At 58.2% G+C, this 23,515-nt stretch carries 20 protein-coding genes; 12 read left to right on the top strand and 8 right to left on the bottom strand.

Translation table 11 applies throughout. The annotated features are described in order from the left end of the window. Positions 1-26: 26 nt before the first annotated feature. Both nifD and nifH read right to left on the bottom strand, forming a co-directional pair. On the bottom strand, positions 27-1,475 hold the full coding sequence (gene nifD / locus IYV58_RS17815) for a nitrogenase molybdenum-iron protein alpha chain (protein WP_032741895.1): 1,449 nt from the start codon (positions 1,473-1,475) through the stop codon (positions 27-29). Between the two features lie 16 nt (positions 1,476-1,491). Continuing rightward, entirely contained in the window at positions 1,492-2,373 is an 882-nt protein-coding gene (gene nifH / locus IYV58_RS17810; RefSeq protein ID WP_004122384.1) for a nitrogenase iron protein, read from the bottom strand. A gap of 404 nt (positions 2,374-2,777) precedes the next feature. On the opposite strand from nifH, the gene nifJ reads away from it, so the two are divergent. Continuing rightward, a complete protein-coding gene (gene nifJ / locus IYV58_RS17805; protein WP_142445019.1) occupies positions 2,778-6,293 on the top strand; it encodes a pyruvate:ferredoxin (flavodoxin) oxidoreductase in 3,516 nt (1,171 codons plus the stop codon). Positions 6,294-6,300: 7 nt separating this feature from the next. Here nifJ and IYV58_RS17800 read toward each other — a convergent pair whose 3' ends face one another. Beyond that, the gene (locus IYV58_RS17800; RefSeq protein WP_004122375.1) at positions 6,301-6,612 is read right to left on the bottom strand and encodes an ArsR/SmtB family transcription factor; all 312 of its coding nucleotides are present in this window, start codon (positions 6,610-6,612) and stop codon (positions 6,301-6,303) included. A 238-nt stretch (positions 6,613-6,850) separates the two neighbouring features. On the opposite strand from IYV58_RS17800, the gene fusA reads away from it, so the two are divergent. Then, on the top strand, positions 6,851-8,953 hold the full coding sequence (gene fusA / locus IYV58_RS17795) for an elongation factor G (protein WP_049112948.1): 2,103 nt from the start codon (positions 6,851-6,853) through the stop codon (positions 8,951-8,953). Between the two features lie 105 nt (positions 8,954-9,058). Here fusA and sbcB read toward each other — a convergent pair whose 3' ends face one another. Then, positions 9,059-10,483, bottom strand: a complete 1,425-nt coding sequence (gene sbcB, locus IYV58_RS17790) for an exodeoxyribonuclease I (RefSeq protein ID WP_123829126.1) — start codon at positions 10,481-10,483, stop codon at positions 9,059-9,061. 180 nt (positions 10,484-10,663) lie between these two features. Between sbcB and dacD the strand changes: the two genes are divergently transcribed. The 7 genes from dacD to cobS all read left to right on the top strand — a co-directional run bounded on the left by dacD (position 10,664) and on the right by cobS (position 16,890). Beyond that, the gene (gene dacD / locus IYV58_RS17785; protein ID WP_004122363.1) at positions 10,664-11,830 is read left to right on the top strand and encodes a serine-type D-Ala-D-Ala carboxypeptidase DacD; all 1,167 of its coding nucleotides are present in this window, start codon (positions 10,664-10,666) and stop codon (positions 11,828-11,830) included. A gap of 153 nt (positions 11,831-11,983) precedes the next feature. Further along, the gene (locus tag IYV58_RS17780; RefSeq protein WP_142468557.1) at positions 11,984-13,420 is read left to right on the top strand and encodes a capsule assembly Wzi family protein; all 1,437 of its coding nucleotides are present in this window, start codon (positions 11,984-11,986) and stop codon (positions 13,418-13,420) included. A gap of 124 nt (positions 13,421-13,544) precedes the next feature. Next, positions 13,545-14,018, top strand: coding sequence for a DNA gyrase inhibitor SbmC (gene sbmC, locus IYV58_RS17775; RefSeq protein WP_004122359.1), 474 nt, complete (start codon positions 13,545-13,547; stop codon positions 14,016-14,018). 102 nt (positions 14,019-14,120) lie between these two features. After that, positions 14,121-15,179, top strand: a complete 1,059-nt coding sequence (locus IYV58_RS17770; protein WP_004122357.1) for an FUSC family protein — start codon at positions 14,121-14,123, stop codon at positions 15,177-15,179. A 168-nt stretch (positions 15,180-15,347) separates the two neighbouring features. Next, positions 15,348-15,683, top strand: coding sequence for a DUF496 family protein (locus IYV58_RS17765; RefSeq protein WP_004103624.1), 336 nt, complete (start codon positions 15,348-15,350; stop codon positions 15,681-15,683). A gap of 193 nt (positions 15,684-15,876) precedes the next feature. Beyond that, positions 15,877-16,110 carry a bifunctional adenosylcobinamide kinase/adenosylcobinamide-phosphate guanylyltransferase gene (locus IYV58_RS17760; protein WP_004122355.1) on the top strand — a complete coding sequence of 78 codons (234 nt, stop codon included), beginning with the start codon at positions 15,877-15,879 and terminating at the stop codon, positions 16,108-16,110. 39 nt (positions 16,111-16,149) lie between these two features. Further along, positions 16,150-16,890, top strand: coding sequence for an adenosylcobinamide-GDP ribazoletransferase (gene cobS, locus IYV58_RS17755; RefSeq protein WP_004122352.1), 741 nt, complete (start codon positions 16,150-16,152; stop codon positions 16,888-16,890). 254 nt (positions 16,891-17,144) lie between these two features. Here cobS and IYV58_RS17750 read toward each other — a convergent pair whose 3' ends face one another. Next, the gene (locus tag IYV58_RS17750) at positions 17,145-18,254 is read right to left on the bottom strand and encodes an adenosylhomocysteinase (protein ID WP_087829196.1); all 1,110 of its coding nucleotides are present in this window, start codon (positions 18,252-18,254) and stop codon (positions 17,145-17,147) included. Positions 18,255-18,439: 185 nt separating this feature from the next. Here IYV58_RS17750 and IYV58_RS17745 point away from each other — a divergent pair, with 185 nt between their 5' ends. Next, positions 18,440-19,171 carry an HPP family protein gene (locus IYV58_RS17745; RefSeq protein WP_049115860.1) on the top strand — a complete coding sequence of 244 codons (732 nt, stop codon included), beginning with the start codon at positions 18,440-18,442 and terminating at the stop codon, positions 19,169-19,171. A gap of 49 nt (positions 19,172-19,220) precedes the next feature. On the opposite strand, the gene IYV58_RS17740 is transcribed toward IYV58_RS17745, so the two are convergent. Then, the gene (locus IYV58_RS17740; protein WP_049115859.1) at positions 19,221-19,610 is read right to left on the bottom strand and encodes a tautomerase family protein; all 390 of its coding nucleotides are present in this window, start codon (positions 19,608-19,610) and stop codon (positions 19,221-19,223) included. 114 nt (positions 19,611-19,724) lie between these two features. Between IYV58_RS17740 and IYV58_RS17735 the strand changes: the two genes are divergently transcribed. Then, complete coding sequence (locus tag IYV58_RS17735) at positions 19,725-20,642, top strand: LysR family transcriptional regulator (RefSeq protein WP_004122339.1); 918 nt, start codon at positions 19,725-19,727, stop codon at positions 20,640-20,642. Here IYV58_RS17735 and IYV58_RS17730 read toward each other — a convergent pair. Further along, the gene (locus IYV58_RS17730) at positions 20,635-21,366 is read right to left on the bottom strand and encodes a lipoyl protein ligase domain-containing protein (protein ID WP_004122337.1); all 732 of its coding nucleotides are present in this window, start codon (positions 21,364-21,366) and stop codon (positions 20,635-20,637) included. The genes IYV58_RS17735 and IYV58_RS17730 overlap by 8 nt on opposite strands. 9 nt (positions 21,367-21,375) lie before the next feature. After that, positions 21,376-22,710, bottom strand: coding sequence for a shikimate transporter (gene shiA, locus IYV58_RS17725; protein ID WP_004122334.1), 1,335 nt, complete (start codon positions 22,708-22,710; stop codon positions 21,376-21,378). Between the two features lie 303 nt (positions 22,711-23,013). On the opposite strand from shiA, the gene IYV58_RS17720 reads away from it, so the two are divergent. After that, on the top strand, positions 23,014-23,511 hold the full coding sequence (locus IYV58_RS17720; protein ID WP_195729174.1) for a putative pterin-binding protein: 498 nt from the start codon (positions 23,014-23,016) through the stop codon (positions 23,509-23,511). Positions 23,512-23,515 lie beyond the last annotated feature (4 nt).

Here is a 23,515-nt window from a genome sequence, read left to right as displayed (position 1 = left end):
GAACAGACGGGACAGTGAGTGGGCAATCACGCAGACTTCAGCCACGGGGCGGTCAGTTCGTTCCACGCCGGGTTGTTCAGGGTCATATCCATATCGCGGGCGAAAATGGCGAAACCATCGTAGCCGTGGTACGGGCCGGAATAGTCCCACGAGTGCATCTGGCGGAACGGCACGCCCATTTTCTGGAAGATATATTTTTCCTTGATGCCGGAGCCTATAAGGTCGGGCTTCAGCGCCTTGACGAACGCTTCCAGCTCGTAGCTGCTGGCGTCATCGAACAGCAGTGTGCCCTCTTTGAGATCCGGCAGGGTGCGGTCGTAGTCATCGTTATGGGCAAACTCGTACCCGGCGGCGATGATCTCCATGCCGAGATCCTCGTAGGCGCCGATGACGTGGCGTGGTCGCAGGCCGCCCATATAGAGCAGCACCTTACGCCCCTCCAGGCGCGGGCGATATTTGGCGATAATCGCCGCCATCTGCCCCTCATATCTGGCGATCACCGCTTCGGCGTTCGCGCGAATGGTATCGTCGAACTGGTCGGCGATTTTGCGCAGCGATTCGGCGATTTTGGTCGGCCCGAAGAAGTTGTACTCCATCCACGGAATCTGATGTTTCTCCTCCATATGGCGGGCGATATAGTTCATCGAACGGTAGCAGTGAACCAGGTTCAGCTTGACGAATGGGGTGTTCTCCATCTCCACCAGCGTGCCGTCGCCGGACCACTGCGCGACCACCCGTAGCCCCATCTCTTCCAGCAGAATGCGTGAGGCCCAGGCGTCGCCGCCGATGTTGTAGTCGCCGATAATCGCCACATCGTAAGGGGTGGTTTCAAACGGCTGCCCTTCGCGATTGTTAAGGATCCAGTCGCGCACCACGTCGTTGGCGATATGGTGCCCCAGCGACTGCGACACGCCGCGAAAGCCTTCGCAGCGTACCGGGATCACCGGTTTATCCAGCGCTTTGCTGCTGGTGTTGGCCACCGCGCTAATATCATCGCCGATCAGCCCCACAGGACATTCCGATTGAATGGTGATCCCTTTGGTGAGCGGGAACAGCAGCTCCATCTCTTCAATCAGCTTGCTGAGTTTTTTATCGCCGCCGAAGACGATGTCGCGCTCCTGAAAATCAGAGGTGAAGTTCAGCGTGCCGAAGCTATCGACGCCGCTGACCCCGGTGTAGTAATTGCGTCGTCCGGCGCGGGAATACTGGCCGCAGCCGACCGGTCCGTGCGAAATGTGGGCCATATCCTTGATCGGCCCAAATACCACCCCTTTGGAACCGGCGTAGGCGCAGCCGCGTACGGTCATCACGCCGGGTTGTGACTTGCGGTTAGAGATAATGCACTTGCCGACGCTCTCCATTTCCGGATCGCTGACCATCATGTGCTTTCTGCGCTCTTTTCGCGCGGTTTCCGGGAACACTTCCAGGACTTCCTGGATGAGCGCCAGATTACGTTCGCCCGTTGCGTTGGTCATCATAATTGTCCTGTGCTCAGGCCGCGTTTTCTTCGGCGGCGGTTTTACCAATGATGCTGGTGTCTTCCTCTTCCATGATGCCGAACTCCATCAGCAGCGACTCCAGCTCATCCATGGTGCAGGGCGTCGGCACCACTTTCATGGTGTTGTTGACGATCTTCTGTGCCAGGGTGCGGTATTCGTTGGCCTGTTTGCAGGCGGGGTCGTACTCGATAACCGTCATGCGGCGGATCTCCGCGCGCTGCACGATGTTGTCGCGGGGCACAAAGTGGATCATCTGGGTACCGAGCTTTTCCGCCAGGGCAATAATCAGTTCGTCTTCACGGTCGGTCTGACGGGAGTTACAGATCAGGCCGCCGAGGCGCACCTTGCCGGATTTGGCGTATTTAACGATCCCTTTGGAGATATTGTTGGCGGCGTACATCGCCATCATTTCACCGGAGCAGACGATGTAGATCTCCTGGGCTTTGTTTTCGCGGATCGGCATGGCGAAGCCGCCGCAGACCACGTCGCCGAGCACGTCATAGAACACGAAATCGAGATCGTCCTCGTAGGCGCCTTCTTCTTCAAGAAAGTTGATCGCCGTGATCACGCCGCGTCCCGCACAGCCGACGCCTGGCTCCGGGCCGCCGGATTCCGCGCAGCGCACGTCGCCGTAGCCAATTTGCAGAACGTCTTCGAGTTCGAGGTCCTCGACCGAGCCGACTTCCGCGGCCATCTCCATAATGGTGTTCTGTGCTTTGGCGTGCAGGATCAGACGGGTGGAGTCCGCCTTCGGATCGCAGCCGACGATCATCACTTTCTTACCCATCTCCGCCAGCGCGGCGACGAGGTTCTGCGTGGTGGTGGATTTACCGATACCGCCTTTACCGTAAATAGCGCATTGACGCATGGTCATGGTGACTTCTCCTGTTGTTGAGTGTTTGCCAGCAGAGAAGTGCAGGGAACATACCAGCCGTGCCTGTTTATGTATTTGTTTGATTTTTATGTATTTATTAATTTATTGTCGCGCAGGGCGTAAAACAAAACGGCACAATAAGGCGACCAAATGTGGGAAACAGAACAATTCCGTCTGCCGGGGCCATTGTGGCGGTTTGTCGCCTGTTCAACAGCTTGTCGCCCCTTGTGTCTTATTCCACGCAATCTCTTTGCGCGCTGCGCGACGACGCTCTTCATAACGCGTTGAATTCGCGCCAACTATTCTGTCATCCGCGAGCTGGCACAGGCTGTGCTTGAGGCAACAACTGGGTTTGCCGCTTATTTGAGGCGGTGAAGATGCCTCTCACCTTCGAGGATTGAACAATGTCCGGAAAAATGAAAACAATGGATGGCAACGCCGCGGCGGCCTGGATCTCTTATGCCTTTACCGAGGTCGCGGCGATTTACCCCATTACCCCCTCCACGCCGATGGCGGAAAACGTCGACGAGTGGGCGGCGCAGGGGAAAAAGAACCTCTTTGGCCAGCCGGTGCGCTTAATGGAGATGCAGTCGGAAGCCGGCGCGGCAGGCGCGGTACACGGCGCGCTGCAGGCCGGGGCGCTCACCACCACCTATACGGCCTCCCAGGGGCTGCTGCTGATGATCCCCAACATGTACAAAATCGCCGGTGAACTGCTGCCGGGCGTTTTTCACGTCAGCGCCAGGGCGCTGGCGACCAACTCGCTGAATATTTTTGGCGATCACCAGGACGTGATGGCGGTTCGCCAGACCGGCTGCGCGATGCTGGCGGAGAACAACGTGCAGCAGGTGATGGATTTGTCGGCGGTGGCGCATCTGGCGGCGATTAAGGGACGCATCCCATTTGTTAACTTCTTCGACGGTTTTCGCACTTCGCACGAAATTCAAAAAATCGAGGTGCTGGAATATGAGCAGCTGGCGACGCTGCTGGACCGGCCTGCGCTCGACAGCTTCCGCCGTAACGCGCTGCATCCGGATCATCCTGTCATCCGCGGAACGGCGCAGAACCCGGATATCTACTTCCAGGAACGGGAGGCGGGCAACCGTTTTTATCAGGCGCTGCCCGACATTGTCGAAAACTATATGGCGCAAATCAGCGCGCTCACCGGCCGGGAGTACCATCTGTTTAACTATACCGGCGCGGCGGACGCCGAACGGGTGATTATCGCGATGGGATCGGTCTGCGATACCGTTCAGGAAGTGGTGGATACGCTGAACGCGGCGGGAGAGAAGGTCGGGCTGCTCAGCGTGCATCTGTTTCGCCCTTTTTCGCTGGCCCACTTCTTCGCCCAGCTGCCGAAAACCGTGCAGCGGATTGCCGTCCTGGACCGCACCAAAGAGCCCGGCGCTCAGGCTGAACCGCTGTGCCTGGATGTGAAAAACGCCTTCTATCATCACGACGATGCGCCGTTAATCGTCGGCGGCCGCTATGCGCTTGGCGGTAAGGATGTTCTGCCTAACGATATCGCGGCCGTCTTTGATAACCTCAATAAACCGCTGCCGATGGACGGGTTTACCCTCGGGATTGTCGATGATGTGACCTTTACTTCGTTGCCCCCGCGCCAGCAGACGCTGGCGGTCTCGCATGCCGGCATCACCGCCTGTAAATTTTGGGGCATGGGCTCGGACGGCACCGTGGGGGCCAATAAAAGCGCGATCAAAATTATCGGCGATAAAACACCGCTCTACGCGCAGGCCTACTTTTCCTATGACTCGAAAAAATCCGGCGGCATTACCGTTTCACATTTGCGCTTCGGCGACCGGCCGATCAATTCGCCCTACCTGATCCATCGGGCCGATTTTATCTCCTGTTCGCAGCAGTCCTACGTTGAGCGCTACGATCTGCTGGACGGATTAAAGCCGGGCGGGACCTTTTTACTCAACTGCAGCTGGTCCGATGCGGAGCTGGAGCAGCATCTGCCGGTTAGCTTCAAACGCTATCTGGCGCGGGAAAATATCCATTTTTATACCCTGAACGCCGTGGATATCGCCCGCGAGCTCGGACTGGGCGGGCGCTTTAATATGCTGATGCAGGCGGCGTTCTTTAAGCTGGCCGCGATTATCGACCCGCAGACCGCGGCGGATTACCTTAAGCAGGCGGTTGAAAAAAGCTACGGCAGCAAAGGGGCGGCGGTGATTGAGATGAACCAGCGGGCAATCGAGCTGGGCATGGCCTCGCTGCATCAGGTGACGATTCCGGCGCACTGGGCGACGCTGGATGAACCCGTGGCGCAGGTTTCAGCTATGATGCCGGATTTCATCCGCGATATTCTGCAGCCGATGAACCGCCAGTGCGGCGACCAGCTGCCGGTGAGCGCGTTTGTCGGTATGGAGGACGGGACGTTTCCTTCGGGCACCGCCGCCTGGGAAAAACGCGGGATCGCGCTGGAAGTGCCGGTCTGGCAGCCGGAGGGCTGCACGCAGTGTAACCAGTGCGCCTTTATCTGCCCACATGCGGCGATCCGCCCGGCGCTGCTCAACGGCGAAGAGCATGACGCCGCGCCGGTTGGGCTGCTGAGCAAACCCGCGCAGGGAGCGAAGGAGTATCACTACCATCTGGCTATCTCGCCGCTGGATTGTTCCGGCTGCGGCAACTGCGTGGACATCTGTCCCGCGCGCGGCAAGGCGTTAAAAATGCAGTCTCTCGATAGCCAGCGTCAGATGGCGCCGGTCTGGGACTATGCGCTGGCGCTGACGCCGAAGAGCAATCCGTTTCGTAAGACGACGGTCAAAGGTAGCCAGTTTGAAACCCCGTTGCTGGAGTTTTCCGGCGCCTGCGCGGGGTGCGGAGAAACGCCTTATGCCCGCCTGATAACCCAGCTGTTTGGCGACCGGATGTTGATCGCTAACGCCACCGGCTGCTCTTCTATCTGGGGGGCCAGCGCGCCGTCGATTCCCTATACCACCAACCACCGCGGCCACGGCCCGGCATGGGCGAACTCGCTATTTGAGGATAACGCGGAGTTTGGCCTCGGCATGATGCTCGGCGGTCAGGCGGTGCGTCAACAAATCGCCGATGATATGACCGCCGCGCTGGCGCTACCGGTCAGCGACGAACTTAGCGACGCAATGCGCCAGTGGCTGGCGAAGCAGGATGAAGGCGAGGGCACCCGCGAGCGCGCGGACCAGCTCAGCGAACGGCTGGCGGCGGAAAAAGAGGGGGTGCCGCTGCTGGAGCAGCTGTGGCAGAACCGCGACTATTTTGTTCGTCGTTCGCAGTGGATTTTCGGCGGCGACGGCTGGGCCTACGATATCGGCTTCGGCGGCCTCGACCACGTGCTGGCGAGCGGGGAAGACGTCAATATTTTGGTGTTTGACACCGAGGTTTACTCCAATACCGGCGGCCAGTCGTCTAAATCGACCCCGGTGGCGGCCATCGCGAAGTTTGCCGCGCAGGGTAAACGCACGCGGAAAAAAGATCTCGGCATGATGGCGATGAGCTACGGCAATGTGTACGTGGCCCAGGTCGCGATGGGCGCTGATAAAGATCAGACCCTACGGGCGATCGCCGAGGCCGAAGCCTGGCCGGGACCGTCGCTGGTGATTGCCTACGCCGCCTGCATTAACCACGGGCTGAAAGCCGGTATGCGCTGCAGCCAGCGCGAGGCGAAACGGGCGGTTGAGGCGGGATATTGGCACCTGTGGCGCTATCATCCGCAGCGGGAAGCGGAAGGCAAGACGCCGTTTATTCTCGATTCCGAAGAGCCGGAGGAGAGTTTCCGCGACTTTTTGCTTGGCGAAGTGCGCTACGCCTCGCTGCACAAAACGACGCCGCATCTGGCGGATGCGCTCTTTAGCCGAACCGAGGAGGACGCTCGGGCCCGCTTTGCCCAGTATCGGCGGCTGGCCGGCGAGGAGTAGCAGGCCTTTAGTTCTCCAGCTGCATGACCTTAAGCAGCGTCTCCAGCAGGCCGGGAAAGCGCGCGTCTAAATCTTCCCGGCGCAGCGAAATCAAGTTCTCCCGCCCCTGTGGCCGCTGCCAGATCACACCGCTGTCGCGCAGGACGCGCCAGTGGTGGGTCATGGTCGACTTCGCCACATCTTCATGACGCAGGGCGTTACAGCTCTGCTCGCTGCCGTCGGCAAGGATGCGGATAATCTCAAGCCGTAGCGGGTTACCGAGGGCGAAAAGGACATTTTCGAGGCGAATTTGTTCACGTTCGGGGTGATTGGCGATCATACTATTCCTGTGTCGGCGGTTGCGCTGCCTTACGAGCAGCGGCCCGTATCGGCGGCTGGCCGGTAATATACCCAAACTGCTTTTCTAAAGCCACGCGCGTCGTCGCAGCTTTACCAATAGTAACGATAGCAAAAATAGTTCGAATATACTCGTACAGTTGTACTATGATAGATGCCGTTATATGAACGGCGGCCAATTCCGGCCGCCTGCTGACAGTCAAAATGACTAAGGACGCATCATGCCCCGACCCATCCCCCTCGAACGTTATCGCAACATCGGTATCTCCGCGCATATCGATGCCGGCAAAACCACCACCACCGAGCGCATCCTGTTTTATACCGGGATGAGCCACAAGCTGGGGGAAGTACACGATGGCGCGGCAACTACCGACTGGATGGCGCAGGAGCAGGAACGCGGGATCACCATTACCTCTGCGGCGGTGAGCTGCTTCTGGCCCGGCATGGACCGCAGCTTTGAGCCGCACCGGATAAACATCATTGATACACCCGGGCACGTGGATTTCACCATCGAAGTGGAACGTTCTATGCGCGTACTGGACGGCGCGGTGATGGTTTACGACTCCGTCGGCGGCGTGCAGCCGCAGTCGGAAACCGTCTGGCGGCAGGCGAATAAATACCACGTTCCGCGGCTGGCCTTCGTCAACAAGATGGACCGCCCCGGCGCGGATTTTTTCCGCGTGGTGCAGATGATGACCGATCGCCTGAAGGCCAATCCGGTACCGATTGTGATCCCGGTTGGCGCCGAAGAGCACTTTACCGGGGTGGTGGATCTCATCAAAATGCGCGCTATTTTGTGGGACGACGCCACCCAGGGGATGACCTTCAGCTATGCCCCGGTGCCTGACGATCTCATGGAAACCGCCCGGCTGTGGCGGGAGAAAATGGTCTCGGCGGCGGCCGAAGCCAGCGACGAACTGATGGATAAGTATCTCGAAACCAGCGAGTTGAGCGAGGCGGAAATCGTTGCCGGACTGCGCCAGCGCACGGTGAAGGGCGAAATCCAGGCGGTGCTGTGCGGTAGCGCGTTTAAAAACAAAGGCGTGCAGCGGATGCTTGATGCGGTGGTTGAGCTGATGCCGTCGCCGCTGGATATCCCGGCTATTCAGGGCGTAGATGAGAAAGGGCAGTCCGCGGAACGTCACCCGAGCGACGACGAACCGTTCTCGGCGCTGGCCTTCAAGCTGATGACCGACCCCTATGTCGGACAGTTAACCTTTATCCGCGTCTATTCCGGGACGTTGAAAAAAGGCGATGCGGTGTGGAATCCGGTGAAAGGTAAGAAAGAACGCATCGGACGCATCGTGCTGATGCAGGCCAACGATCGCCATGAGGTGGACGAACTGCACGCCGGGGATATTGCCGCCTGCGTCGGCCTGAAGGATGTCACTACCGGCGACACGCTGTGCGACCCGGATGCGGTGATTACCCTCGAACGGATGGAGTTTCCGGAGCCGGTGATTTCACTGGCGATTGAACCGAAAACCAAAGCCGATCAGGAGAAAATGGGTATCGCTCTGCAGCGGCTGGCGGCGGAAGATCCGTCGTTTCGTCTGCATACTGACGAGGAGTCCGGCCAGACGATCATTTCCGGGATGGGCGAGCTGCATCTGGAGATTATCGTCGACCGCATGAAGCGCGAGTTTGGCGTTGAGGCGAATATCGGGCGTCCGCAGGTGACCTATCGCGAGACGATCCGCAAAACGGTCAAAGAGGTGGAAGGCAAGTTTGTCCGCCAGTCCGGCGGGAAAGGGCAGTACGGCCATGTGGTGTTGACCCTTGAACCGCTGGAGCCGGGAAGCGGTTTCGTGTTTGAAGACGCGACCAAAGGCGGCGTGGTGCCGCGCGAGTACATCCCTTCAGTGGAAAAAGGGCTGCGCGAAGCGATGGGCGCTGGCGTGCTGGCGGGCTATCCGGTGGTGGATATCAAGGCGACACTGACGTTTGGTTCGTATCATGACGTCGACTCCTCGGAGATGGCTTTCCGGATGGCGGCGATATTTGGCTTCAAGGAAGGGGCGCGCAGGGCCGACCCGGTAATTCTTGAACCGGTGATGCACGTGGAAGTGGAGACCCCGGAAGAGTATGCCGGGAATATTATGGGCGATCTCTCCTCCCGTCGCGGAATGGTGCAGGGGATGGAAGAGCGCTTCGGCAGCCAGATTATTCGCGCCGACGTGCCGCTGGCCGAGATGTTTGGCTATTCCACCACGCTGCGTTCAATGTCCCAGGGGCGGGCGACCTACAGCATGGAGTTCCACCACTACGCGGAAGCCCCGCGCAACGTGGCTGAGGCGATTATCGCCAGCCGCGCCAAAGGCTAAGCAACGTTCCCGGGTGCGACGCGAGCTGTCTTACCCGGGCTACGAGTCCTGCCATCGTTTGTAGCCCGGGTAGGGTGTTATCCGCAACCCGGGAATTTCCTCCAATTAAACAATATCCTGCGCGTACTGCCACAGCGCCTTCAACTGCGCCAGCTTCTCTTTATCATCCGCATGCTGCTGATACAGCATCTGCAGCTCATCGGCGTAGGCCTGTAAAAACTCTGGCGTAAACACCTCACGACGGTGTTCTAACCAGCGCTGCTGCTCGGCTTCATCGAGCGTACCGGGATAGTTGCGCGCGCGATAGTTGAAAAGCAGACGCTCAATACGCTTATCGGCGAAGGTAATATCCAGCGCCGGCAGGTTATGCGGCTCGGTCTCAAGCACGATTTTCATTGCCGCGCGGTCGGCATCGCTGAAAAAGCCGTTATACAGCTGGGCATCGACGTTATCGGAAGGCACAAACGGCTCCGCTTCGGCAAAAATCGCCACCACTTTTTCGCGCACCTGCGGATTGGCCCGCAGCAGCTGGGCGTTATCCAGACAGCGCTGGATATTGATGCCCAGCCGGTCGGCATCCTGCGGACGCAGAGTGTTTTGCTGCGCCAGCACCGGGCATTTATTGAGGTGAACCAGCTTAATCGGCACCGCGGGCAGGTCGCCCAGCTCGCTTTTCGGCGTATACAGCCGCTCGCGCAGGGTGTCGGCATCCAGATCCAGCAGGGGAGCGATATCTCCGGCCAGGTCGACCATAATCACCGCGTTACGGTTGTCAGGGTGCCACGCCAGCGGGGCCACCAGGCTGGTGTTGCCGCGCGCCGCGCCAAACATGCCGGAAACATGCACCAGCGGTTTGATTTGCGGCACGTCGATCAGCGTCGCCAGCTTGCGTTTGTTGCGATAGGTATATAGATAGTCAAACAGGCGCGGCTGCTGGGTTTTCACCAGCTTTGCCATCGCGATGGTGGCGTAAACGTCGGCCATCGCGTCGTGGGCGTTGCTGTGCTCAATGCCGTTGGCGACAGTCAGATGCTCGAGGCGGAAGCTCGGTAAGCCCTCTTCGTTTTCCGGCCAGTTGATCCCTTCCGGGCGCAGCGCGTAGCAAGCGCGCATCACATCCAGCAGATCCCAACGGGAGTTGTCGTGTTGCCAGCTCCAGGCGTAAGGATCGTAAAAATTGCGATAAAAGATATTGCGCGTCACTTCGTCATCGAAGCGCACGTTGTTGTAGCCGACGATGCAGGTTTTTGGCACCGTGAACAGATCGTGAACGCGACGGGCAAAGGCGGCTTCGCTGTCGCCCTTGGCGTTCGCCTCCTGCGGCGTTATCCCGGTGACCATGACCGCCTGCGGCTGCGGCAGATAGTCATCGGCGATCCTGCAGTAGAACACTTCAGGTTCACCGACGATATTCAGGTCTTCATCGGTACGGATGGCGGCAAACTGCGACGGTCGGTCGAGCGAAGGACTGGTGCCGAAGGTCTCGTAATCGTGGAACAAAAATCCGGGCTGGTTGGCGCGATCTTGCATAATCTGTTCATTATCCCTGGTGGCGAGCAGCCATCATGGTAAACGATTTGCCGGGCCATCAGAAGGGTATCCCCTTTGTCCTGCGTCGGCGATGTCATATTTTCTTGCAATTAAACCCTGATTTGAAACGAGAAGTTCCGTAAAAAGGACGGCGAATCTGTCAATTTAGAGGATATGCCGTTGAAAGGCCGTTTGTTTATTGCTGTATCTTTGCTCGCTGCGAGCGTTTCCTGCGCATTTGCCGCCAATGATTTTCCCGTCAACGTGACGCCTCCTTCTATTCAGGCCGGTTCCTGGGTGCTGATGGATTACACCACCGGTCAGATCCTGACCGCCGGTAACGAGCATCAGCAGCGCAATCCCGCCAGCCTGACCAAACTGATGACCGGCTACGTGGTCGATCGCGCCATCGACAGCCACCGCATCACCTTTGACGATATCGTCACCGTCGGTAAAGACGCCTGGGCGCAGGGTAACCCGGTCTTTAAGGGTTCTTCGCTGATGTTCCTTAAGCCCGGCGATCGGGTCAGCGTACGCGACTTAAGCCGCGGACTGATCGTTGACTCCGGCAACGATGCCTGCGTGGCGCTGGCGGACTACGTCGCCGGCGGCCAGCCCCAGTTCGTCGCGCTGATGAACAGCTACGTGGAAAAACTGCATTTGCAGGATACCCATTTTGAAACCGTCCACGGTCTGGATGCGCCGGGTCAGCACAGTTCGGCCTACGATCTCGCCGTGCTCTCGCGGGCGATTATTCACGGTGAACCGGACGTCTACCATATGTACAGCCAGAAGAGCCTGACCTGGAATGGCATTACCCAGCAGAACCGCAACGGTCTGCTGTGGGATAAGACCATGAACGTCGATGGTCTGAAGACCGGCCACACCTCGGGCGCCGGCTTCAACCTGATTGCCTCCGCGGTGGACGGCCAGCGCCGGCTGATTGCGGTGGTGATGGGCGCCGACAGCCCGAAAGGGCGTGAACAGCAGGCGGCGAAGCTGCTGCACTGGGGCCAGCAAAACTTCGATACCGTCCAGGTCCTGCAGGACGGCAAGCAGGTCGGGGTTGAGCGAATCTGGTATGGCGATAAAGAGCAGATTAAGCTGGGGACCGATCAGGACTTCTGGCTGGCGCTGCCGAAGCCGGAAGTCGCGCGCATTAAGGCCAAATACGTGCTGGATAACAAAGTGCTGGAAGCGCCGATTGCCGCCCACCAGCGGGTGGGCGAAATCTCCCTTTACGATGGTGATAAAGTGGTGGCCCACTGGCCGCTGGTGACGCTGGAAAGCGTTGGCAAGGGCGGCATGCTGTCGCGCTTTAGCGATTACCTGCATCAAAAACTGTAACTGTCCCGCCGCTCCGCCCGGAGCGGCATTTCGTAGCTGTTTGATTATTATGCCGCTTCGGTTGGCGCTTCGTTTACTTTCACTCCATTACCTTACCCGGTCACCCTTCAGGAAAAAGCCTGGCGTTTCTGCGCCATAAATGGAGCTGGGAAGATGAAATATTTTGCGCGTAGTGCGCTTTCTCTGGGACTTATCGCCGTTTTTAGCACCTCCAGTTTTGCCTCTGGCCTCGTTCTGGCCGATAACGAATTTCGCAATGATTTAGCCTGGTTATCCGACCGTGGAACCCTCGCGTTAAGCCTGTCGACCTGGCCTCTGAGCGAAGAGGAGATTAACCGCGCGCTGGCCAATGCCCATCCGACAACCTCAGCAGAGCGGGTCGTGTTGAACCGGGTGAATCAGCGATTAAGCGCGCTGAAAGCCGATGTCCGCGTCACCGGCTACAGCGCAACCGACAAGCCGGGCACGCCGCAGGGGTTTGCCCAGTCCTATCCCGCCAACCAGTCGCTTTCTCTCGCCCTGAACAACAGCGGCGAATGGTGGGATCTGCACCTACAGGGCAATGTTGAAGGCGACAAGCGTATCAGTAACGGTTCGAACGTGAACGCCAACGGGGCATACGGCGCGGTAAAACTGTGGAACCAGTGGCTGGCGTTCGGGCAAATTCCACAGTGGTGGGGGCCGGGCTACGAGGGCAGCCTGATTCGCTCCGATGCCGCGCGACCGATGACCGGTTTTCTGCTGCAGCGTGCCGAACAGCGCGCGCCGGAAACCTCCTGGCTGAGCTGGATTGGCCCCTGGCAGTATCAGCTTTCCGCCAGCCAGATGAGCCAGTATGCCGCCGTACCGCATACCAAAATCTTCGGTGGTCGCCTGACTTTTTCACCAATCTCCTCGCTGGAACTGGGGGCTTCGCGCATCATGCAGTGGGGCGGCGAAGGGCGACCTTCATCATTCAGCAGCTTCTGGGATGGTCTGACAGGCAATGACAACACCGGCGAATCGGCCGACGATCCCGGCAACCAGCTGGCCGGTTTTGATTTTAAGCTGAAGCTGGCGCCCACACTCGGCTGGCCGGTGAGCATTTACGGCCAGATGATCGGCGAGGACGAAGCCGGATATTTACCCTCGGCGCATCTCTATCTTGGCGGCGTGGAAGGGCATCACCAGTGGAACAGCAATGCGGTTAACTGGTATCTGGAAGCCCACGATACCCGTTCGAACATGGGGCGCACCAACTACATCTATAACCACTTCATCTATAAAGACGGCTACTACCAGCAGGGCTATCCGCTGGGCGACGCGATGGGCGGCGATGGGCGTCTGTATGCCGGTAAGGTGGAGCTGGTAACCGAAGAGAATCAGCGCTGGAGTGCGCGTCTGGTCTACGCTGAGGTCAATCCGAAGAACCAGCGAATCAATAAAGCCTTCCCGCGCGCCGATACGCTGAAGGGCGTACAGCTGGGCTGGAGCGGCGATGTCATGCCGACGGTACGCCTGAATACCTCCGTGTGGTACACCGACGCTAACCACAGCGCCAGCGACGATGTCGGGGCCAGCATCGGCGTTGAGCTGCCGTTCAGTTTATAACCGGATGGCGGTGGTTTTTTACTCTTCTTGCCGCGCGGATTTGTGAATTGCCGCACATACTATGGCTGATAGTACTGCTAATTTATGTATATATATACAGTATTTTATCAACGGTGGAGGCAGCATGGAATATAACGTTAAGTCCGTGGGCAAGAGGAAAATTGCCGGGTTTCATCTGGTCGGGCCCTGGGAGCAGACGGTTAAACAGGGGTTTGAACAGCTAATGATGTGGGTTGATAACTGCCAGGTTCCGGCGCAGGAGTGGGTGGCCGTTTACTACGACAATCCTGATGAGGTCCCGGCGGAAAAGCTGCGCTGCGCGACCGCCGTCACGGTGGCGGAAGACTACTCAATCCCCGCCAACAGCGAAGGCGTGATGATGACCGATATCGCCGGCGGAGAGTACGCGGTTGCTCGTGCCAGAGTCGAGAATTATGACTTTGCAACGCCGTGGTATCAGTTCTTCGAGAGCCTGATGCAAAGCAAAACGCACCAGATGGCGATGAAACCCTGCTTTGAAGTCTATCTTAACGATGGTAACCAGGACGGCTACTGGGATATTGATATGTATATCGCGGTTGAGCCTGCGGTGAAGTAAATCGAACATTGTCCCTTCGCTGGACAAGGTTTATTACATTCGCGTGATGCTTGCGGCGAAAAAGCAGTTACAATTGGCCTTTTCGTTGTGTCGGAGTAGGTTGTGCGCGCGGATAAATCACTTAAGCCATTTGAAATTCGGCTGTATCGCCATTACCGCATCGTCCATGGCGTGCGAATAGCATTGGCCTTTGTGCTCACCTTTGTGCTGGTGCGCCTGCTTAACGTTCCTGAAGGCACCTGGCCTCTTATCACCCTGGTGGTGGTGATGGGGCCAATCTCCTTCTGGGGAAACGTCGTACCGCGCGCGTTTGAACGCATCGGCGGCACGATCCTCGGCTCGGCGCTCGGGCTGGTGGCGCTTAAGCTGGAGCTCATCTCGCTGCCTATCATGCTGCTGTGGTGCGCGGTGGCGATGTTCCTGTGCGGCTGGCTGGCGCTGGGCAAAAAGCCTTACCAGGCGCTGCTGATTGGTATCACCCTGGCGGTGGTTGTCGGCGCGCCGCCGGGCGATATGACGACCGCGCTGTGGCGAAGCGGCGACGTTATCTTCGGTTCCCTGCTGGCGATGCTGTTCACCGGTATCTGGCCGCAGCGAGCCTTTCTGCACTGGCGCATCCAGATGGCCAACTACGTCACCGCCTTCAATCGGCTTTATCAGGCCGGCTTCTCGCCGAACCTGGTCGAGCGTCCGCGTCTGGAAAAGCACCTGCAAAAGGTCCTCAACGACGTGGTGAAAATGCGCGGATTGATTACGCCCGCCAGCAAAGAGACGCATATCCAGAAAGCCATCTTTGAGGCGATCCAGACCGTTAGCCGTAACCTGGTGTGCATGCTGGAGCTGCAAATCAACGCTTACTGGGCGTCGCGTCCCGGCCACTTCGTGATGCTTAATGCCCATACGCTGCGCGAAACCCAGCAGATGACTCAGCAAACGCTGCTGACTATCGCCCACGCCCTGTATGAGGGCAACCCGCAGCCGATCCTGGCCAACAATGAAAAGCTCAACGAAATCGTTGCCGAACTGCGCCAGCTCATCAAAGAGCAGCAGGACGACAATTTCTCCGAAACGCCTATTCATGGTTATGTGTGGTTAACTATCGAGCTGGCGCGCCAGCTTGAACTGCTGTCGCATTTAATCTGCCGGGCATTGCGTAAATAAAGACCAGACTCGCGTGGTTTTTCCATCGCTTGCTTCGATTCAGCAGCGTTTAGGGTTATGATAACGGCAAAGGAAAAAACATTGTCATCAGCGGCTGCTAACAGTTATGTTAGCCCTATGTAGCAGTCGCTTTAGCGAATCCGAATCTCAAATATTAGGGGTATAAAAATGGAAACAACTAAGCCTTCTTTCCAGGACGTACTGGAGTTTGTTCGCCTGTACCGTCGTAAGAACAAACTGCAGCGTGAAATTCAGGACGTTGAGAAAAAGATCCGTGATAACCAGAAGCGCGTCCTGCTGCTGGACAACCTGAGCGACTACATTAAGCCGGGCATGAGCGTTGAAGCTATTCAGGGCATCATTGCCAGCATGAAGAGCGATTACGAAGATCGCGTTGACGATTACATCATCAAAAACGCCGAGATCTCCAAAGAACGTCGCGACATCTCTAAAAAGCTGAAAGCAATGGGCGAAGCGAAAGTAGAAGATAAATCTGCCGAGTAATGCCCGTTTAAGCGCTCCGGCGGCGCTCGCTGCCGGAGCTCCTCTTCTTTCTCTTGCGCCATCTCGCAAATCCTTCGCAAAACAGCCTCTGCAACGCTGAATCTTTCCCCAGGAATTTGGTATACTTCCGCGGTAAACATATTGATATCGGAAGGGTTTATCTCATGCTGTCCCTGCAACAGGTGCCGCCGCGATGATACTGATGACCGGCGACGCGCTTAGCGGCCAACGCCGCGACGCCGAATCTTTACTCAACTCTTTCGTTTCGGCGATCTACATCGCTACCTCCCGGATATCCGACAATCAAATTGCTGCGCGCATTCAACACCACCGTGATACCCGGCTTGCCCACTGGCGGCTGGAAGAACGCGGCCGCGCTAAAGCCGCGCGTACAAGTCAGGTTACGGCCGGCGGCGGAGGTGCATAACCGCTGGCCGCAGGGTTTATCGACAGGAGTCCTCTCTCAATGATTAAGTCTTTTTTTGCCGCATTATCGTTTATCAGCCGCCTGCCGGTCCCGGCGCGTTTATCCCAGGGGCTGGAAATTGAACAATATCAACGCAGTATTGTTACTTTCCCCTTTGTCGGCCTGCTGCTGGGGGCGATTGCCGGCGCCGTCGTGATGCTGCTCCAGCCGTGGTGCGGCGGCCCGCTTGCCGCGCTGCTCGGCGTGCTGGCGCTGGCGCTGTTGACCGGCGGTTTCCATCTTGATGGGCTGGCGGATACCTGTGATGGCATCTTCTCCGCCCGCCGCCGCGAACGGATGCTGGAAATTATGCGCGACAGTCGGCTGGGCACTCACGGCGGGCTGGCGCTGATTTTCGTGCTGATGGCTAAAGTGCTGGTGGTCAGCGAGGTGGCGCTGCGCGGTACGTCGGCGCTTGCCGCGCTGGCGGCCGCCTGCGCCATCGGTCGAGGTATGGCGGTGCTGCTGATGTATCGCCAGCGCTACGCCCGCGAAGAGGGGCTGGGTAATCTGTTTATCGGCAAAATCACGCTGCGTCAGTCGCTGATTACCATGGGGATCGCCCTGGCGCTGGCGACGCTTCTGCTCGGGGTCAACGGTCTGCGGGCGGCGCTTATCACGCTGGTACTGGTCTGGGCGTTAGGTCAGGCGCTGAAGCGTACCCTGGGCGGGCAAACCGGCGACACACTAGGCGCGGCGATTGAGCTGGGTGAAGTCATATTTCTGCTGGCTCTGCTGTAGGATTGGTTTTCATCCCGGTGGCGCTGCGCTTAGCCGGGCTACGGGTTAATAGCAGTCTGCGGGCCGGTAGCCCGGACAGGCGCATCGCGCCGCCTCCGGGGAATATGGCGGGGTAACGGATCGGCGTGGCTTCTCCGGGCTCGCGCTGCGCTTAGCCGGGCTACGGGTTAACAGCAGCCTGCGTGCCGGTAGCCCGGACAGGCGCATCGCGCCGCCTGCGGGAAATGTGCCGGGATATTATCCGGCACTTATGCCTATAGCGCTTTTTGCCATACGCTCTGCGGCAGGAGATAAACGTCCGCCGGTGCCGTCATGCCGTCGGTCACAATATGCTGAATGCCGCTGGCCATCACCGCCAGGGTGACGTCAAAGGCGTTCAGGCTATCGCCAAAGCCCGCGGTCAGGTTGAGCATCGAACCGTTCGCCATCAGATAAACGGTTTTATCGCCCATCCGGTAAGCGTTGATATAGGGCATGACCTCTTCATGACTGAACTGGCGCAGGTACTCGCAATCAATCTCTTCCGCCACGTGACCCACGTTGAGAATAAACACCCCATCTTTGGACTTATCCAGCGCCTGGCGGTTAACGACTTTTTTGCCGCCGGTCGCCGTGGCCACCACGTCCGCCGAGGCGATAGCCTCCTGTAATTCAACGACGTGCCAGCCGTCATAGGCCGCCTGTAATCTCCGTGCTGGGTCGATTTCCGCTACCATCACCTGGCCGCCGAAGGCCTTCGCCGCCGCCGCGACGCCCTGACCGACCAGACCATAGCCGATGACCAGCACTTTTTTCTCATGCAGGGTCAGGTGGGTCGTCTGGAAAAAGGTATGCCACGCGGTCAGGCCGACCATATGACGGTTGTGCAGGCCTTCCTTAACCGGCAAATCATCCCAGTTAAAAATCGGATAGCCAGGACGAATATCGCCCAGACGGCTCACGCCCGAACCCGTCGCTTCAAGCCCGGCGACAACGTTGCCAAACTCCCCGCGCTGATGCAGTAGGGTAGTAATATCCGCGCCCATTTCGCACAGATGCGTCGGCTGCCAGGCAATCGCTTTTTCCCACGACTGCTGCCAGTCGGCGTCGCTCATATCGCGCCATGCGCAGGCCTCCGCGCCGCGTTCTACCAGCCAGGCGACAACCTCATCCTGTACCGTGGTTGGGTTACAGGTGGTGAGAAAAACCTTCGCGCCTTTCTCCAGGATCCCCTGCACCAGCGGGATCATTTTCATATCGAGATGCATACAGCAGGCCAGACGCACCTCGCTGAGATCGGGCAGGGCGGCGACCTGACGCAGGGTGCGCGGCATATTCTGACTGGCCCATGCGATTTCTTTCTCTAATTTTATTTTGTTATTCAACGTGTTTGACCTTCAATCCATAGAATGCTGATACCCAGAGGTGAGGGGATTTTAACGTAGCGCGCGCCGTTTTTACATTCACAAAATGAATGGCCAAAAGCCACGAAAAAGACATGGTTGTTAAAATAAGGTTAAAAAAAGAAAATGAAGCATAAGTTTTTACGATGACGTAAGCGAGCAGCAGGATGTTAAGCGTATTACCCGGATCGCTCTTTTCGCGGATCCGCATTTTTCTCGGTCGCCTGAAGCCACACGCTTTACCGGTCGCCAGAAAACATATTGTTCTGGCCTCGATCGGCGCCGGGACCGGCCTGGCGGTGACCAGTTTGTTCAGCCACTGGCTGTTAGACGAGGTTAATATCTGGTTTATCGCCCCCATGGGCGCCTCGGCGGTACTGCTGTTTGGCGTCCCAAGTAGCCCGCTGGCCCAGCCGTGGTCGATAGTCGGCGGCAACGTGCTCTCGGCGCTGATCGGCGTGACCGTGGGCATAGCGATCCCGAACCTGGCGCTGGCCTGCGGCGTGGCGGCAGGGCTGGCGATCGCCGGTATGTACTTCCTGCGCTGCCTGCATCCGCCGGGCGGAGCGGTGGCGTTAACGGCGATCCTCGGCGGGGCGGGGGTACAGAGCGAGGGCTACCACTTTGTTCTGACCCCGGTATTACTCAATTCCCTGATGCTGGCGCTGCTGGCTATCGTCTTCAACAACCTGGTCGGACGACGCTACCCGCACCCGCTGGCCGCGGAAGAGGTGAAGGATAAAGCGGTACCGCTGGGCCTGTCGGTGACCCGCGATGATATTCACGCGGCCCTGCTGGACGGCCAGTTTCTCGACATCGATGAAGACGATGTGCAGGAGCTGCTGGAAAATATAGAACAACAGGCCAGACTGCGGATTGCCGGCGCCCGCCGATCCTGATTTTCCCACCACCCGCAGGGCGATGCGGCGAGCCGCATCGCCGCCAGGGCTAAAGTTCGCCGGTAACGTACTGCGCCACGCCGCGGCCAAAACTCCAGTCCCCTTTGTGGTTGCTGATGAGCGAGATCATCAGGTCGTCGCCGCTCAGCCCGCACTGCTCCTCAAGCTCAGCCTGCAGGGTGGCATAAAAAAGCTGCTTCTGCGCTTCGCTGCGCGGGCTGGTATAAACCCTCACCACCACTACGTCCCGGCTTCGCGTCAGCCCCAGCCCGGTATCTTCAATAATCATATGGTGAGCTTTGTTTTCGTGAACAATCTGGTAGCGGTCGCGCTCTGGCACCTTGAACGCCCGCACCACGGCACGATGTGCCACATCCAGCAGGGTTTTGATCTCGCTCTCGCTGCGTCCTTCAATGATATCAAACGTCAGTAATGGCATAGCAGATGATCCTTATTGTCGGGTTAGCGGTCTGTGAATGTGATGCTAACCAATGCTGATGACGGCAAAAACCGCTATATTTGAACGCATTGTTTTTCTCTGTGAACAATCGATATGCGCGAGTTACGCCCGGAAATTTACTGGACCCATCTGTACTGGCTTACGGTGCTGGAGGAGCAAAAAAGCTACACCCGCGCTGCGGAAAAGCTGGCGGTCAGCAAATCCGCCATCAGCCAGAAAATTAGTGAACTGGAGCGGGTCACCGGGAAAACGCTGGTGCACCGCACCACCCGCAACGTGACCCTAAGCGAAGATGGCCTGCGGCTGGTGGCGGAACTGAACGAGCCGTTTGGGCAGATCCGTGAGATCTTTACCGGCACCTGCGACGAAGAAGGCGGCCCGCTACGCGGCACCCTACGCCTGACCGCGCCGGTGGCATTCTCACGTCAGCAGCTGGTCCCGGCCATTACCCCTTTTCTGCATCAGCATCCGCAACTTCATCTCCAGCTGGAGGTGACCGATCGGCTGGTGTCACTCGCCAGCGAGGGGTTCGACCTCGCCATTCGCCACTGTCGTCGCGAGCTGCTGCCGGAGACCCACGTGGCCTGGCCGCTGTGCCGTACGACCACTCTGGTGGTCGCCTCGGCGGACTATATTCGCCGCTTTGGCCGTCCCGATTCGCCTGACGCGTTGCGTCAGCATCAATGCCTGACCTACCCGCGCGGGCCGCAAAGCCCGCACTGGACCTTTGAGCGCAACGATGAGCGGGTGAGCGTTAAGGTGCAGGGGCCGTTTGCCACCAATAACAGCGAATCCCTGCGCGACGCGGTGCTGGCAGGGCTGGGCATTGCCTTACTGCCGGATTTTAGCGCCAGGGAGGCGATTGGACGCGGGCTGGTACAGGAACTGCTGCCGGGATGGCGGTCGGTGGATGTGTTTGCGGAAAGTCTCTACGTCATTCGCCCCTACACGCCGCGCGTATCGCGGGCGGTAGAGACCTTTAGCCGCTATCTGAAGGCGACCTTCAGCTGATATTATCCAGCTGCTGCGCCAGCGCCTCGCGAAAGCGCGGCAGCAAATCGGCCCCGTCTGAAATCAGCTCCGCCAGGGTCACGGTTTTATCGGCGCGGTAAACCCGCCCGCTGCCGAGCCGGGCTTCAAAATCATTGGCTGCCCGGTGAGCCGCTGCCAGGTCGGCATCCAACAACACCACCGCGTGCGCGAGAACCACATGGCCTTGACCTTCGGCCATCGGTCGCCAGTACTGTGCCGTGCCGGCTATTTTTCGCGCATCCCCGCCCTCGCCGCAGGCCAGATTATAGCGACCATCGCAAAATGAACCCTTGACCGCCTGAAAGTGGCTGGTCACCCCGAAAGCCGCCAGCGTGCGCTGCAGCAGCGCGCAGAGGGAAAGATAAATCGGCTCTGCGGCTTCGCCCAGCGACTGATAAACCGGCCAGGCCAGGCTGAGATTAACAATTCCCGGCCCCTGCGGCACCAGCCCGCCGCCGGAGCGGCGCAGCCAGACCGGCCATCCCCGTCTGGCGAACTGCTCGCTCGTCGCCGGGAGTTCAGCAAATTTCCGATAGCTTCCCGGCACCACAAACCCCTGCGGGGCCTGCCAGAGCTGAGCCACCGCTTCCCCGTCGCGAGCCTGATCAAACAGCGGTTGCTCGGCCAGCGTTGGGTCTGCGCAGTAACGAACCGGCAGCTGCTGGTGGTTAAAACGCAGCGGCCAACAGGGATCCTGAGTCATCATTTCTCCTTACAGATGTTCTTCGTCATGGCGGCTGGGTTTCATCAGCATCGCCGTGAGGGCGGAGAGCAGGCAGCCCGCGGTCAAGTAGATAGCGACGCTGTGCCAGGCGCCGCCGGATAAGGTGACCAGGGCGGCGGCGATAAACGGCGTAAAACCGCCGCCGACGACGCTGGCGACCTGATATCCCACTCCGGCACCGCTGTAGCGATAGCTGGCGCCGAACATTTCGGTAAACATCGGCTGCTGTACACAAACCACCATGTCGTGCGCGATATTCGCCAGCATGAGCGCGAAAAACAGGATCCAGAAGTAAGACTGGCTTTCGAGCGCCATAAAGAATGGGAAGCCGCTGAGGGTACCGATCAGGGCGCCGGTGATATAGACGCGGCGTCGGCCGAAGCGGTCCGCCAGCCAGGCGAAGCAGGGGATCGTCAGGCAGCTGATGGCGCCGACGAGCAAGCCAATATTCAGGAACAGCTCGCGCGGCAGACCGAGGTTTTGCGTCGAATAGTTGAGCGCAAAGGCGGTCACGATATACATGGTTAGCAGTTCGCACAGGCGCAGACCGATAATCATTAAGAACGCGCCCGGATGGCGGAGTAGCGCTTCCACGACCGGCAGACGCTTTTTCTTTGGCTGCTGCTGCTGTTCGCGCTGCTGCTGTTCAAATTCGGCGGATTCCGCCATACCGTTACGGATCCAGAGCGCCGCCAGCACCAGCACGACGCTAAACAGGAACGGCAGACGCCAGCCCCAACTGAGGAACTGTTCATCGGTGGTGCAGGAGCTTATCAGCGATACCAGCCCGGTAGAGAGCAGCAGCCCGACGCCGTAGCCCACCTGCACGCCGCTGCTGTAAAATGCTTTCTTATTTTTCGGCGCACTCTCTACCGCCAGCAGCGCCGCGCCGCCCCATTCACCGCCCACCGCAAACCCCTGGACGGCGCGCAGCAGGACCAGCAGAACCGGCGCCCACCAGCCAATCTGGCTGAAGGAGGGAAGCAGACCGATACAGGCGGTGGCGATCCCCATCATCCACACCGTCAGCATCAGCATGCGTTTGCGGCCGAGGCGATCGCCAAAATGGCCAAAGATAATGCCGCCGAGAGGGCGGAACAGGAAGCCGACGCCGAAGGTGGCAAACGCGGCGAGGGTCCCCATTGCCGGGCTGATTTGCGGGAAAAATTCCCGGTTAAATACCAGCGCGGCGGTGATACCGTAGAGAAGAAAGTCGTACCAGTCGACCACGGCCCCGGCGAAGCTGCCCCAGGCCGCTCTGCGGGCGCGGTTGAGTGAGCATGCCTCCTTGCCGGGGCGTTGAGAAATTAACGTTGAGTCCATACCTGTCCTGTCTGTTGCTGAGTTTCTAATTATTGGAATGAGACGCTTTTCGGAGCCGCGCCAGACTTGAGACTACCGCGCGGACGGTTAAGAGAAAAGATTTTTACCTTCTCTGCGCGTTTAAAGGCATAAAGGGTTTGCTTAACCAGGCGCGGGACGTCCTTGCGACGCGTTCAGAATGTGAGCTTCGGAGTCCGCTTATTGTTTTAAATTTTAATTTTTGAACTCAATGGGGACACCTTTTAAGAAATGACTTAAATGGTTTACAATTAACAAGTCTCCAATTTCGGAAGGGTGAGTTAAATGCCTTTAATTTTTGCAGCTTTATTTTGTGTTATGGTTTCCCCTTTCGCTTTTGCAGAAAAACTGCCAGCGCCGGTGGGCAAACCCGTTTTAACTATTTCCGGCCTGATTAGTAATACGAATGAGGGTGATACCGCCGTTTTTGATGTCGCGGCATTAGAAAAACTGGGGATGGAAACGGTGATCACAACCACGCCGTGGTACTCGGGAAAGGTGCGCTTTGACGGCATTTCCCTCAGTAAACTCATGGATTTAGTTGGCGCCAAAGGTAAGTCGGCGCGGGTGCTGGCGCTGAACGATTACACTACCCTCGTCCCCATCGATGATTTTCATAAATTTCCGGTAATTTTGGCTTTAAAAATGAACGGCGAATATATGCGCATTCGCGATAAAGGGCCTTTATTTATTGTTTATCCCTACGACAGTAGCCCGGAATTGCAGAATCAGATTTATTATTCCCGTTCGGCATGGCAGGTTTCGAAGATTATAATTGAGTAAGGGT

Source organism: Klebsiella sp. BDA134-6, from assembly GCF_015601345.1.
In the GTDB taxonomy this organism is placed as follows: Bacteria; Pseudomonadota; Gammaproteobacteria; order Enterobacterales; family Enterobacteriaceae; genus Klebsiella; species Klebsiella grimontii.
The sequence above is the reverse complement of the archived record's forward strand: the minus strand, read 5'-3'. Positions and strand labels throughout refer to the sequence as shown.

What these genes read in the sequence shown, in the direction of transcription:
- nifD (WP_032741895.1), bottom strand. Translation starts at nt 1,475, where the DNA reads ATGACCAACGCAACGGGCGAACGTAATCTGGCGCTCATCCAGGAAGTC.
- nifH (WP_004122384.1), bottom strand. Translation starts at nt 2,373, where the DNA reads ATGACCATGCGTCAATGCGCTATTTACGGTAAAGGCGGTATCGGTAAA.
- nifJ (WP_142445019.1), top strand. Translation starts at nt 2,778, where the DNA reads ATGTCCGGAAAAATGAAAACAATGGATGGCAACGCCGCGGCGGCCTGG.
- IYV58_RS17800 (WP_004122375.1), bottom strand. Translation starts at nt 6,612, where the DNA reads ATGATCGCCAATCACCCCGAACGTGAACAAATTCGCCTCGAAAATGTC.
- fusA (WP_049112948.1), top strand. Translation starts at nt 6,851, where the DNA reads ATGCCCCGACCCATCCCCCTCGAACGTTATCGCAACATCGGTATCTCC.
- sbcB (WP_123829126.1), bottom strand. Translation starts at nt 10,483, where the DNA reads ATGCAAGATCGCGCCAACCAGCCCGGATTTTTGTTCCACGATTACGAG.
- IYV58_RS17780 (WP_142468557.1), top strand. Translation starts at nt 11,984, where the DNA reads ATGAAATATTTTGCGCGTAGTGCGCTTTCTCTGGGACTTATCGCCGTT.
- sbmC (WP_004122359.1), top strand. Translation starts at nt 13,545, where the DNA reads ATGGAATATAACGTTAAGTCCGTGGGCAAGAGGAAAATTGCCGGGTTT.
- IYV58_RS17765 (WP_004103624.1), top strand. Translation starts at nt 15,348, where the DNA reads ATGGAAACAACTAAGCCTTCTTTCCAGGACGTACTGGAGTTTGTTCGC.
- IYV58_RS17760 (WP_004122355.1), top strand. Translation starts at nt 15,877, where the DNA reads ATGATACTGATGACCGGCGACGCGCTTAGCGGCCAACGCCGCGACGCC.
- cobS (WP_004122352.1), top strand. Translation starts at nt 16,150, where the DNA reads ATGATTAAGTCTTTTTTTGCCGCATTATCGTTTATCAGCCGCCTGCCG.
- IYV58_RS17745 (WP_049115860.1), top strand. Translation starts at nt 18,440, where the DNA reads ATGTTAAGCGTATTACCCGGATCGCTCTTTTCGCGGATCCGCATTTTT.
- IYV58_RS17740 (WP_049115859.1), bottom strand. Translation starts at nt 19,610, where the DNA reads ATGCCATTACTGACGTTTGATATCATTGAAGGACGCAGCGAGAGCGAG.
- IYV58_RS17735 (WP_004122339.1), top strand. Translation starts at nt 19,725, where the DNA reads ATGCGCGAGTTACGCCCGGAAATTTACTGGACCCATCTGTACTGGCTT.
- IYV58_RS17730 (WP_004122337.1), bottom strand. Translation starts at nt 21,366, where the DNA reads ATGACTCAGGATCCCTGTTGGCCGCTGCGTTTTAACCACCAGCAGCTG.
- shiA (WP_004122334.1), bottom strand. Translation starts at nt 22,710, where the DNA reads ATGGACTCAACGTTAATTTCTCAACGCCCCGGCAAGGAGGCATGCTCA.
- IYV58_RS17720 (WP_195729174.1), top strand. Translation starts at nt 23,014, where the DNA reads ATGCCTTTAATTTTTGCAGCTTTATTTTGTGTTATGGTTTCCCCTTTC.